Origin of the sequence: Mycolicibacterium llatzerense, from assembly GCF_025331195.1 — a bacterium.
Lineage (GTDB): Bacteria > Actinomycetota > Actinomycetes > Mycobacteriales > Mycobacteriaceae > Mycobacterium > Mycobacterium llatzerense.
Map to the genome: position 1 here is coordinate 615,505 of NZ_LXOV01000012.1, position 11,417 is coordinate 626,921.

The 11,417-nt window shown below is 67.8% G+C and carries 12 protein-coding genes; 7 read left to right on the forward strand and 5 right to left on the reverse strand.

Translation table 11 applies throughout. The annotated features are described in order from the left end of the window. The first annotated feature begins 71 nt into the window (after positions 1 to 71). From A7G45_RS17835 to A7G45_RS17850, 4 genes are all read left to right on the forward strand, one after another. Positions 72 to 1,550, forward strand: coding sequence for a flavin-containing monooxygenase (locus A7G45_RS17835; RefSeq protein WP_260939029.1), 1,479 nt, complete (start codon positions 72 to 74; stop codon positions 1,548 to 1,550). A 107-nt stretch (positions 1,551 to 1,657) separates the two neighbouring features. Continuing rightward, positions 1,658 to 2,059, forward strand: a complete 402-nt coding sequence (gene lpqS, locus A7G45_RS17840) for a putative copper homeostasis (lipo)protein LpqS (protein ID WP_260939031.1) — start codon at positions 1,658 to 1,660, stop codon at positions 2,057 to 2,059. A 96-nt stretch (positions 2,060 to 2,155) separates the two neighbouring features. After that, positions 2,156 to 3,274 (forward strand): PLP-dependent cysteine synthase family protein, encoded by a 1,119-nt coding sequence (locus tag A7G45_RS17845; RefSeq protein ID WP_377042076.1) that lies wholly within the window; start codon positions 2,156 to 2,158, stop codon positions 3,272 to 3,274. Between the two features lie 13 nt (positions 3,275 to 3,287). After that, positions 3,288 to 4,529 carry an MFS transporter gene (locus tag A7G45_RS17850; protein WP_260939033.1) on the forward strand — a complete coding sequence of 414 codons (1,242 nt, stop codon included), beginning with the start codon at positions 3,288 to 3,290 and terminating at the stop codon, positions 4,527 to 4,529. Positions 4,530 to 4,593: 64 nt separating this feature from the next. Here the strand turns inward: A7G45_RS17850 and metK are convergent, their stop codons facing one another. From metK to mihF, 5 genes are all read right to left on the reverse strand, one after another. Beyond that, entirely contained in the window at positions 4,594 to 5,802 is a 1,209-nt protein-coding gene (metK, locus tag A7G45_RS17855; protein ID WP_043392665.1) for a methionine adenosyltransferase, read from the reverse strand. Positions 5,803 to 5,913: 111 nt separating this feature from the next. Further along, positions 5,914 to 7,173 carry a bifunctional phosphopantothenoylcysteine decarboxylase/phosphopantothenate--cysteine ligase CoaBC gene (gene coaBC / locus A7G45_RS17860; RefSeq protein WP_260939038.1) on the reverse strand — a complete coding sequence of 420 codons (1,260 nt, stop codon included), beginning with the start codon at positions 7,171 to 7,173 and terminating at the stop codon, positions 5,914 to 5,916. Positions 7,174 to 7,204: 31 nt separating this feature from the next. Then, the gene (rpoZ, locus tag A7G45_RS17865) at positions 7,205 to 7,498 is read right to left on the reverse strand and encodes a DNA-directed RNA polymerase subunit omega (protein WP_020101623.1); all 294 of its coding nucleotides are present in this window, start codon (positions 7,496 to 7,498) and stop codon (positions 7,205 to 7,207) included. Between the two features lie 74 nt (positions 7,499 to 7,572). Continuing rightward, positions 7,573 to 8,127 (reverse strand): guanylate kinase, encoded by a 555-nt coding sequence (gmk, locus tag A7G45_RS17870; RefSeq protein WP_260939050.1) that lies wholly within the window; start codon positions 8,125 to 8,127, stop codon positions 7,573 to 7,575. A 39-nt stretch (positions 8,128 to 8,166) separates the two neighbouring features. Next, positions 8,167 to 8,484, reverse strand: a complete 318-nt coding sequence (gene mihF, locus A7G45_RS17875) for an integration host factor, actinobacterial type (RefSeq protein ID WP_011894593.1) — start codon at positions 8,482 to 8,484, stop codon at positions 8,167 to 8,169. 788 nt (positions 8,485 to 9,272) lie between these two features. Here mihF and A7G45_RS17880 point away from each other — a divergent pair. From A7G45_RS17880 to A7G45_RS17890, 3 genes are all read left to right on the forward strand, one after another. Next, entirely contained in the window at positions 9,273 to 9,665 is a 393-nt protein-coding gene (locus A7G45_RS17880; protein WP_260939075.1) for a hypothetical protein, read from the forward strand. Between the two features lie 286 nt (positions 9,666 to 9,951). Then, the gene (locus A7G45_RS17885; protein WP_260939077.1) at positions 9,952 to 10,341 is read left to right on the forward strand and encodes a hypothetical protein; all 390 of its coding nucleotides are present in this window, start codon (positions 9,952 to 9,954) and stop codon (positions 10,339 to 10,341) included. Positions 10,342 to 10,372: 31 nt separating this feature from the next. Further along, positions 10,373 to 11,416: a DUF2330 domain-containing protein gene (locus tag A7G45_RS17890; protein ID WP_260939078.1), complete on the forward strand. Its 1,044-nt coding sequence runs from the start codon at positions 10,373 to 10,375 to the stop codon at positions 11,414 to 11,416. Position 11,417 lies beyond the last annotated feature (1 nt).

The window sequence follows — 11,417 nt, forward strand, 5'->3', positions numbered from 1 at the left end:
GAGCAGACGCAAACCCGTCGTTTTTGCGACAAACGCGACAGTTTTGCGTCTGCTCGCGCGAGTATGGAGCCATGACAACGCCTGATGTCCAAACTGTGATCGTCGGCGCCGGCTTCTCCGGGATCGGGGCCGGCATCCTGCTGGACCGGGCCGGGCTCGGTGACTACCAAATCCTCGAAGCCGGCTCCGGGCCGGGCGGCACCTGGTTCTGGAACACCTACCCCGGTGTCGCCGTGGACATTCCGTCGTTCTCCTATCAGTTCTCGTTCGAGCAGAGCGCGGATTGGTCCCGCACCTACGCCAAAGGCCATGAGCTCAAGGCGTACGCCGAGCACTGCGTCGACAAGTACGGGCTGCGGGACCGGATCCGCTTCGGCACCGAGGTCACTGGTGCCGAGTACGACGACGCCACCGACCTCTGGCGCGTGCACACCAGCAGCGGCACACTCACCGCGCGGTTCCTGATCAACGGCAGCGGCGTGCTGACGGTGCCCAAGCCGCCGGACATCGAGGGCGTGACCGACTTCGCCGGTATCACGCTGCACACCGCGCGCTGGGACTCCCACATCGACCTGAGCGGCAAGCGCGTCGCGATCATCGGCACCGGCGCCTCGGCGGTCCAGGTGATCCCCGAGATCGCGCCGATCGTGGAGCAGCTCACGGTGTTTCAGCGGACGCCGATCTGGTGCTTCCCCAAGCTGGACCTACCGCTGCCGGCCGCGGCCCGGTGGGCGATGCGCATCCCGGGCGGCAAGACGCTGCAGCGCCTGGCCAGCCAGGCGTACGTCGAGCTGACCTTCCCGCTGTCGGCGCAGTACTACAGCGTCTTCCCGTTGGCCGACGGTGCGGCCCGCATGGGACGGTCGTTCCTGCGCCGCGAGGTCCATGACCCCGTGGTGCGCGACAAGCTCACCCCGCGCTACGCGGTGGGCTGCAAACGGCCGGGCTTCCACAACAGTTACCTCGCGACCTACAACCGCGAAAATGTCAGTCTGATAACCGAATCCATCGAGCGCATCACCCCGAGCGGCGTGCGCACCACCGACGGTCAGGACCACGAGGTGGACGTCCTGATCCTCGCCACCGGATTCAAGGTGATGGACGTCGACAGCGTGCCGACGTTCCCCGTCACCGGCGCCGGCGGGCACACCCTCGGCGAGTTCTGGGAGACGCAGCGGCTGCAGGCCTACGAGGGCGTCAGCATCCCCGGCTTCCCCAACTTCTTCACCGTCATGGGGCCGTACGGGTATGTGGGCTCGTCCTATTTCGCGCTGATCGAAGCTCAAGTCCACCACATCGTGCGGTGCCTGCAACGGGCCGAGAAGGTTGGCGCCCACCGGGTCGAGGTATCCCAGGAAGCCAATGACCGGTATTTCGCCGAGATGTTGAGCAAACGCCACCGGCAGGTGTTCTGGCAGGACAGCTGCCAGTCGGCCAACAGCTACTACTTCGACAAGAACGGCGACGTGCCACTGCGGCCCGCCACCACGGTGGAGGCCTACGTCCGCAGCCGCCGGTTCGACCTCGACGACTACGAGTTCAGCGCGTGAGCGTTCAAGCCCGCACTGATATGAAAGTTCTTTGAACCCGATAACTTTTGCCGCACGGAGCGCATCGGCCCGGCTATAGGCGCCGAAACGTCGGTACAGTCGCGAACGTGACTTCCCGGCCGATGCGATGGCGGGCAGCGGCCGTGCTGCTCGTCACCCTGCTCGGTCTCGGCATCGGTATTCAGTTGAGCGCCAAGCCTGTTGCCACGCCGCATGAACACGCCGCCCCCATGCTCGTCGCCCCGGGACACACGCTGCCGTCGGTGGCCGCGCAGCACCCACACGCGCGGGACGGCTCGGCCCCGTCGGCCCCGGAGCTGGTGACCACTGCCGGACTCCCCCGCTCCGCCTCCAACCTCCTGGCCTTGGGCCTGGTGGTGACCCTCGGCGTTCTCATGGTGTGCTGGCGCGCGTTGGCGCCCCAGACCGGCCGGGGTCCGCCGCGTCGCGCGCTTCAGATTCACACCGGCCGGGCGGTCCTGACCCGGCTCTGCATCTCCCGACGCTGATCGGTCAGCGCAGATCGGCCACGCTTCGTGTCCGGTCGGTGTTCGCTGCCCGATTCCGCTGCCGCGCCGCGGCCTCAAGCGAAAAGTGATGCACTCATGAACAATTCGACCAATCTCACCCTGCCCAGAAAATCCACTCGGCCGGCGTCCGGGCCGTGCCGGCTGGCTCGCTACGACCGCCCCGGCACCATGGTCGGCGGCACCCCGGTGCTGCGGATCGCCGCACCGTTCACCACCGACGACCGGGGCTTCTGGGCCAAGCTCGAAGGCGTCAACCCCGGTGGCATGAAGGACCGGCCCGCCATGTACATGGTCGAACGCGGCCGCGGCCGCGGCGACCTGCTGCCCGGCGCACGAATCGTCGAATCCACCAGCGGCACACTCGGACTCGGCCTGGCCCTGGCCGGCACCGTGTACGGACACCCGGTCACCCTGGTAACCGATCCGGGCATGGAACCGATGATGCTGCGGATGCTGGCCGCGTATGGCGCCGACATCGACCTGGTCACCGAACCACACCCGACCGGCGGTTGGCAGCAGGCCCGCCGCGACCGGGTGGCCCAGATCCTGGCCGGCGATCCCACCGCCTGGTACCCCGACCAGTACAACAACCCCGACAACGTCGACGCCTACCGCGATCTCGCCCTGGAACTACAGTCGCAGCTCGGCACCGTCGACGTCCTGGTGTGCTCGGTCGGCACCGGCGGCCATTCGGCCGGGGTGGCAAAAGTGTTGCGCGAGTTCAATCCTGATCTCGAGCTGATCGGCGTCGACACCATCGGGTCGACGATCTTCGGCCAGCCCGCACAGAGTCGCCTCATGCGCGGTCTGGGGTCGAGCATCTACCCGGACAACGTCGACTACGACGCGTTCTCCGAGGTGCACTGGGTGGCGCCCGCCGAAGCGGTGTGGGCCTGCCGCGCGCTGGCCGGGACCAGCTACGCCAGCAGCGGCTGGAGCGGTGGCGCGGTGGCGCTGGTCGCCGGCTGGGCGGCCCGGCATCGCGATCCGGACACCACGATCGCCGCGATCTTTCCCGATGGGCCGCAACGGTATTTCGACACCGTCTACAACGACGACTACTGCCGTGAGCACAACCTGCTGGGGATCGAACCGCCGTCCGAACCGGCGGTGATCACCGACCCCGCTGAGCGCGTGGTGGATTCGTGGACGCGCTGCGCGACGGTGCGCAGGCCCGATGCGGCATCGCTGTGACGGAGGTGCGGTGATGGAGGTCCTCGCCCAGTTCCGCAGCTTCGGCTGGCCCAGTCGGGTGCTGATGCTCAACCAGTTCGGCATCAACGTCGGCTTCTACATGCTGATGCCGTATCTGGCCGGGTATCTGGCCGGCCCGCTCGGCTTGGCCGGTTGGGCCATCGGGCTGGTGCTCGGGGTGCGGAACTTCTCGCAGCAGGGCATGTTCATCGTCGGTGGGACGCTGGCCGACCGGCTCGGCTACAAGCCGCTGATCGTGGCGGGCTGCCTGTTGCGCACGGCCGCCTTCGGGCTGCTGGCGGTCGCGCAATCCCTGCCGACGCTGCTCATCGCCTCGGCGGCAACCGGTTTCGCGGGGGCACTGTTCAACCCCGCGGTGCGGGCCTACCTGGCCGCGGACTCCGGCGAGCGCCGGGTGGCGGCGTTCACGGTGTTCAACGTCTTCTATCAGGGTGGCATCCTGGCCGGCCCGCTGGTGGGGCTGGCCCTGATGGCGCTGGACTTCCGGGTCACCGCGGGCATGGCGGCGGTGGTGTTCGCGGTGCTGACCATCGCGCAGCTGTTCGCGCTGCCGAAAGACCATGCCGATCATGCTGTCGCCGAACGCGTCTCGGTACTGCACGACTGGCGCACCGTGCTGGCCAACCGGCCGTTCCTGTTGTTCGCCGCGTCGATGGTGGGCACCTATGTGGTGACGTTCCAGGTGTACCTGGCGCTGCCGTTGCACGCCGGGGTGCTCGCGCCGCACCATGAATCAGCCATCGTGGCAGCCGTTTTCGCGGTGTCGGGGCTGGTCGCCATCGGTGGCCAGATCCGCATCACGTCCTGGTTCACCGCGCGGTACGGCCGCGCCCAGTCGCTGACGATCGGGGTGCTGGTGCTGGCGGCGGCGTTCGTCCCGTTGATCGTCGTGCCCGACGACCGGTGGGGCCGACCGGTCGCGGTGGCCGCGCTGCTGACGACGGCCGCGCTGCTGGCCGTCGGATCGGCCGCGGTGTACCCGTTCGAGATGGACACCGTGGTCTCGCTCGCCGGCGACCGGCTCGTCGCGACCTACTACGGCTTCTACAACACCATCGTCGGCATCGGCATCCTGGTGGGGAACCTCGCCACCGGAGCGCTGATGGAGACCGCACGCGATGCCGGCCGACCCGAACTCATCTGGGTCGCGCTCACGACCATCAGCCTGCTGGTCGCGTTGGCCCTGTACCGGCTGCACCGGACGAACCGGCTGGAGCCTCAGCCCGTCAGCTGAGCAGACACGAAACCCCCTGAATCGATCGATTCAGGGGGTTTCGTGTCTGCTCGCGCAGAAAGGCTCAGACGGAGGCCTTCAGGTCGTCGACCTTGTCGAGCTGCTCCCACGGCAGTTCGATGTCGGTACGGCCGAAGTGGCCGTACGCGGCGGTCGGCGCGTAGATCGGGCGCAGCAGGTCCAGGTCGCGGATGATGGCGCCGGGACGCAGGTCGAAGACCGAGGTGATGGCCTTCTCGATGCGGGCCGGGTCGAAGTGCTCGGTGCCGAAGGTCTCGACGAACAGGCCCACCGGGGCGGCCTTGCCGATGGCGTAGGCCACCTGGACCTCGACGCGGTCGGCCAGGCCTGCAGCGACGACGTTCTTGGCCACCCAGCGCATCGCGTACGCGGCGCTGCGGTCCACCTTTGACGGGTCCTTGCCGGAGAAGGCGCCGCCGCCGTGGCGGGCCCAGCCGCCGTAGGTGTCGACGATGATCTTGCGGCCGGTCAGGCCGGCGTCACCCATCGGGCCACCGACCACGAAGTTGCCGGTCGGGTTGACGAGCAGCCGGAAGTCGGAGGTGTCCATGGTCTCGTGCGCCAGGTCGGCCAGCACGGTCTCGACGACGTGGCGGCGGATGTCCGGGGCCAGGGTGCCGTCCAGGTCGACGCCCTCGGCGTGCTGGGTCGACAGCACCACGGTGTCGAGGCGGACCGGGACGTTGTCGCGGTACTCGATGGTGACCTGGGTCTTGCCGTCCGGACGCAGGTAGTCGACGGTGTTGCTCTTGCGGACCTCGGACAGGCGCCGCGACAGCCGGTGCGCCAGCGCGATCGGCAGCGGCATCAGCTCGGGGGTGTCGTTGATGGCGTAGCCGAACATCAGGCCCTGGTCGCCGGCGCCCTGGGCGTCCAACGGGTCACCGGCGCCCTCGACGCGCGCCTCGTGGGCGGTGTCGACGCCCGCGGCGATGTCCGGGGACTGCGCACCGATGCCGATGTTCACGCCGCAGGTGGCGTAGTCGAAGCCCTTGTCGGAGTGGTCGTAGCCGATCTGGCGGATCCGGTCACGGACGATCAGCGGGATGTCGGCAAATGCTTCCTTGGCGTTGGTGGTCACCTCACCGACGACGTGCACCTGACCCGTGGTCACCAGGGTCTCTACCGCGACCCGCGACTTGGGATCCTGCGCGAGCAGCGCGTCCAGCACGGAATCGCTGATGGCGTCGCAGATCTTGTCCGGATGTCCTTCGGTCACTGACTCGCTGGTAAACAGCCGACCTTCACTCACGTCGCAATTCCCTTCCAAAACTTTAGTCCGGCGCATAATATCCGCGCCCGCCTAACAACTGTCGTGTACCCCCGCGCAGCAAACCCGGCTGCGGCACGGTTCAGGCGATGGTCATTCGTCGTTGCCGCGCAGGAACGCCGCGATCGCGTCGGCGATGCGGCTGCCCATCAAGGTCTTGGACCCGTGCTCCAGCGCTGACTCGGTCCCATCCGCCGCCAGCAGCCAACCGTCGTTGACGTCGACCTCGAAGGCCCTGCCGTCCCCCACCGCGTTGACAACCAGCAGGTCACAGCCCTTGCGCTGCAGCTTGGCCCGGGCGTGGAACAGCACGTCGCCGTTCGCGTCGCCGGTCTCGGCGGCGAAGCCGACGATGGCGCGCAGGTTCGGCAGCTGACCGTCGGTGCGGGCCCGCACCGCGCCGGCGAGGATGTCGTCGGTCCGGGTCAGTTCGATGACGGGCGCGGCCTCGGCTTCACCGGGGCCGTGCTTTTTTTTGATCTTGCTGGTCGCTACCTCGGTAGGACGGAAATCGGCGACGGCGGCGGCCATCACCAGCACCTGCGCGTCGGGCACGTATTTGAACACCGAGTCCCGCAGCTGCGCGGCCGAACTGATGTGCACGACATCCACGCCGGCCGGATCGGCCAGGCCTGCGGTGTTTCCGGCGATCAGCGTGACGTCGGCGCCGCGCTGGGCCATGACGCGAGCCACGGCGTAGCCCTGCTTGCCAGAGCTGCGGTTGCCGATGAACCGGACCGGGTCGATGGCCTCTCGGGTGCCACCCGCGGTGACGACGACCTTGACCCCGGCCAGATCATGGGGCAACGCGTCACCGCGCTCCAGGAGCAGCTGCGCGAAGGTGGTGATCTCTTCGGCCTCCGGCAGGCGTCCGGGGCCGCTGTCGGCGCCGGTGAGGCGCCCGGAGGCGGGGTCCAGCACCACGACGCCGCGACGCCGCAATGTCGCGACGTTCTCGACGGTGGCGGGGTGCAACCACATCTCGGTGTGCATCGCCGGGGCGAACAGCACCGGACAGCGCGCGGTGAGCAGGGTGGCGGTCAGCAGATCATCGCCGCGGCCCGCCACCGCACGTGCCATCAGGTCGGCGGTGGCCGGCGCGACCACGACCAGGTCGGCCTGTTGGCCGAACCGGACGTGCGGTACCTCCGAGACGTCCTCGAACACTCCCGTGTGCACGGGATTGCCGGACAGTGCTTCAAAGGTGGCGGCGCCGACGAACTTCAGCGCCGACTCGGTCGGCACCACGCGGACCGAATGGCCGGCCTCGCTCAGCTGACGAACCAGGGTGCACGCCTTGTAGGCGGCGATACCTCCGGCGACTCCGACGACGATGCGCTTGCGGTCGGCCATGGTCGGCGCCTCCTGGCCCTACTCGGTGGCCTTACTCGCCCTCGGTGTGCTCGAGCAGGTCGCCGTGGATCTCGCGCATGGCGATCGACAGCGGCTTCTCCTGCAGACCCGGCTCGACCAGGGGGCCGACGTACTCGAGGATGCCGTCACCGAGCTGGTTGTAGTAGTCGTTGATCTGGCGCGCGCGCTTCGCGGCGTAGATCACCAGCGCGTACTTGCTCGACACGCGATCCAGCAGCTCGTCGATGGGCGGGTTGGTGATACCCAGCGGCGTGTCGTAGGCGATGGCGGCGTCGGAGTCGATGCTCTCGACAGTGGTGCTCACGAAGTGTTCTCCCGGGTTTCGGCGTGTAGATGGCGTCGCTATCAGCGTGTCTGTGCGGGTGTTGCGCAGACTGCTCAGCGGCCCACCAGCAAGGATACCAATTCTGCACAGGCGGATTCCAACTGACTGTTGACAACAGTCACATCGAAACTGTCCTGAGCGGCCAGTTCGGCCCGCGCGGTAGCCAGGCGACGGGCCTGCACCTCGGCACTCTCGGTGCCGCGGCCGATGAGCCGGCTCTCCAGCGCTTCCCAACTGGGCGGCGCGAGGAAGACCGTCAGCACCTCCGGCATGGCTTGTTTGACGGCCCGAGCGCCGGCCAGATCGACCTCGATGAGGACGGGTTGACCAGCGGCGATGGCTTCCCGGACCGGCCGGGCGGGGGTACCGGAGCGCTGCAGTCCCCCATGAATTTCGGCCCATTCGAGCAGCTCACCGTCATCGATGAGGCGCTGGAACTCTGCGGCCGAGACAAACGTGTAGTCGACACCGTCGACCTCGCCCGGACGCGGTGCACGCGTCGTGGCGGAGACACTGAAATGCAGGTCGGGCACCTGCTCACGCAGGCAGCGCACGACCGTGGATTTACCCACGGCAGAGGGGCCGGCCAGCACAACAACACGGTTCATCGCCGTCCGGCCCCTACTGCTCGTCAGTCTTGCGTCAGATCAGGAAAAGTCGAACTTTTCCAGCAGGGCCTTGCGCTGACGGTCGCCCAGTCCGCGCAGACGGCGGGTCGGAGCGATCTCCAGCTCGGTCATGATCTCCTGCGCCTTGACCTTGCCAACCTTGGGCAAGGCTTCCAGCAGAGCGGAAACCTTCATCTTGCCGAGAACCTCGTCGGTCTCGGCGTCCGTCAGGACCTGCTTGAGGTTGGTGCCGCCGCGCTTGAGCCGGTCTTTCAACTCGGCACGTGCTCGACGTGCGGCAGCAGCCTTCTCCAACGCTGCCGCGCGCTGTTCGTCGGTCAACTGGGGAAGGGCCACGGGGTTCCTCCGTATCTCCGTCAAATAATTTCTGTCACGGCTGGGATGAACCAGCCAGCGACGACGACCGTACCCACGCTTACCGACAAGCGCTAACCCCACCCCCCGGGTAACGAAGCTAAAAGCCCAGCGTGTAGTGCGAACGGCGGCTCCAGATGGCTGCGAAGTGCAAGCTCGACAGGGGCTGCGCTCAAGCGCTGCAGTCACAGATCTGCCTGCGTATCAAGGGTTTTGAGCACTCAGTGGGACGACGGCCGCTCGACCGGGACCAGGTCTGGCCGATTTTCGGGCCGTCATCCGGGGCGATTCAGGAAAATTTTCGCAGGTCACGGCGTGTCGGGCGTGTCGGTGCCGAGTGCGATCGGGTTGGTGCACCGCCGGTGACGCGCTGGTGGCCCAGAGCCGCGATTTGGGTGGTTGGACCGCCCAAATAGCCCCATTTCAGCCCGTTCGACGGTCGGTTCGGCACCGCGGGAGTCGGGCAACATCGCGCCGATGTGCGCTGCCACGCAAACTCCGCAAACTCGGATGCGTCATGATTCCCGCGGCAACCGAGCCGGCTCGGCGCCGGACCCGTGGCACGGTCGTGATGAAACTGTTTCCTGCCCAACGTTTTCCCATGTGGTCGCACTTCCCACAGGCAACGATCAGCGCCTTGTGGCCAAACTGTTGCGGCACGCACAGCACACACCTAATGACGCCAAAGTGCACACACATTAGGCGGTCCTAACTTGAGTTCCAGTGTGGCGACAACCCGCCCACCACATGGAAGAGGAAGGTGAGCCGCGATGAACTTCAAGCGAGCGTTGACCGCATCCACCCTGGCTGCCGGTATCGGTGTCGCCGGATTGTTCGGCGTCGGCCTGGCCGGCGCCAATGCCGACCCGGGGTGCCCACCGAACGCGCCGTGCGGCCAGCACGACAACAACCGCGGCCCGGGTGACAACCGCGGTCCGGGAGATAACCGGGGCCCGGGCGACAACCGTGGCCCGGCCGCCCCGGTCGGCCGTGACGACGGCTGGCACGACAACCAGGGCCGCGACTGGCAGCACCGCGGCATCGACGATGCCCGGTTCGATCACCAACCGTTCGACTACAACGGCCAGTGGGTGAACCCGGTATGGGACAACGGGCACAACGCCTGGGGCTTCTGGCTCGGCCCGATCTGGATTCCGCTGTGATCGAGGCCCGGTAACCGGACCTGCGGCAAGACGGCCCGCCACGTCATCGTGGTGGGCCGTCTGGCATCTGTAGGCAAATGTTGTCCGCGCCATCGGCATACCGTCGACAGCGCCGAGCCGGCAACATTTCATGGCACCAAATCGGTTCCCGCACAACATCTTCCCAGACTCTCTGGAAACCGACAGGAAACGTTCAGCGCGGCGTTCCCGCAACGTGACCGCATACACAGCACACACCTAAGTTCAGCTAAGTGCACGCCCATCGGGCCGCCATAGCGTCAGCTGCATGAAGATCAAACAGGCATTGACCGCGTCCACCCTGGCGGCCGGCATCGGCGCCGCCGGACTCTTCGGCATCGGCCTGGCGACCGCGAGCGCCGACTGGTGCCCCCCGGGCGCACCGTGCGGGGGGCATGACGACCACCGCGACGACCGCGGCGGCGACCGAGGCGGCTGGGGTGGCGACCGTGGCGGCTGGCAGCGCGGCATCGACTGGCACAACGACCGGGACGGCTGGCGTGACGACCGTGGCCGTGACTGGCATGGCCGCGGCATCGATGACGGCCGCTGGGACCACCAGCCGTTCAGCTACAACGGCCAGTGGGTGAACCCGGTGTTCGACCAGGGCTTCAACGCCTGGGGCTTCTGGCTCGGCCCCATCTGGATTCCGCTGTGACCTGAGGCGCACGGCCGGTACGTTCATGCCGATGGCTGTCGCGTACCGGTTGCTGTGCGTCTCGCTGCTCATGTTCGCCTCCCTGACGGCGAACATCGCAGCTCCGGCATGGGCCTGCGGCTGTGGCGCCTACATCCCCGACCGCGCCGGGGCCGCCGTCGTCGACGAACGGGCGCTCATCGCGTGGGACGGCAGCACCGAGGACATCCTCATGTCGTTCGGGATTCGCGGCGCCTCGGATCGGGCCGCCTGGGTGATGCCCGTCCCGTCGGCCGCCCAGGTCACCTTGGGCGACGCGACGGTGTTCGACGAGCTGGCGCGCATCACCGCGCCGCGGATCGAATACCGGGACAACTGGTGGCCCACCTTCGACTGGCTCACCGGAGGTTCGCGGGGTGCACTCGAAGGGGCGGGCGCGCGTCCCGGCGGCGTCAACGTGCTGTCCAGCCGGCGGATCGGGCCGTTCGACGTCACGCGCCTGGCCGCCGACGACCCGGCCGCCCTAACGAGCTGGCTGACAGCCAAAGGCTTCCCCCACCCCGACGGACTCGACGCCAACCTGGCGTCCTACGTCGCGGCCCGTTGGGAGATCGTCGCGATCCAGCTCGCGCCGGACGCCGGTGACACCACGCTGACGGGAACCTTGCAACCGCTGCGGCTGTCGTTCGCGTCCGACACCGCCGTCTATCCGATGCGGCTGTCCCGGTCGGCGACGGGGCCGCAGAGTGTCGACCTGTATGTGCTGGCCGACCACCGGATGGATCCGAGCTCGGTACCCGTCTCCGGGAACGCCCCGACCCTGCAGTACGCCGGCCGGACGGACTCACCGGCCCTGGCCGGCTACCGGGGCCACTACCTGACCCGCTGGACCAACTATCTCGGCCAGCCCCAGCTCATCGACAGCGACTACGTATTCACCCGTGCCGCAACGGATTCCGACTACGCGCAGGTCATCTACCGGACCCGCGACCGCGGCGGCGTCACGGGTCTGGCACTGATCGCGGCCGCGCTCGGCGGCGGGGTGCTGGTCGCGGTGCTCTGGATTCGCCGGCGCCGCAGGCGTCAGGCCGAGTAGG

What these genes read in the sequence shown, in the direction of transcription:
- A7G45_RS17845 (WP_377042076.1), top strand. Translation starts at nt 2,156, where the DNA reads ATGAACAATTCGACCAATCTCACCCTGCCCAGAAAATCCACTCGGCCG.
- coaBC (WP_260939038.1), bottom strand. Translation starts at nt 7,173, where the DNA reads ATGGCCGACCGCAAGCGCATCGTCGTCGGAGTCGCCGGAGGTATCGCC.
- A7G45_RS17885 (WP_260939077.1), top strand. Translation starts at nt 9,952, where the DNA reads ATGAAGATCAAACAGGCATTGACCGCGTCCACCCTGGCGGCCGGCATC.
- A7G45_RS17890 (WP_260939078.1), top strand. Translation starts at nt 10,373, where the DNA reads ATGGCTGTCGCGTACCGGTTGCTGTGCGTCTCGCTGCTCATGTTCGCC.
- gmk (WP_260939050.1), bottom strand. Translation starts at nt 8,127, where the DNA reads ATGAACCGTGTTGTTGTGCTGGCCGGCCCCTCTGCCGTGGGTAAATCC.
- A7G45_RS17850 (WP_260939033.1), top strand. Translation starts at nt 3,288, where the DNA reads ATGGAGGTCCTCGCCCAGTTCCGCAGCTTCGGCTGGCCCAGTCGGGTG.
- A7G45_RS17880 (WP_260939075.1), top strand. Translation starts at nt 9,273, where the DNA reads ATGAACTTCAAGCGAGCGTTGACCGCATCCACCCTGGCTGCCGGTATC.
- A7G45_RS17835 (WP_260939029.1), top strand. Translation starts at nt 72, where the DNA reads ATGACAACGCCTGATGTCCAAACTGTGATCGTCGGCGCCGGCTTCTCC.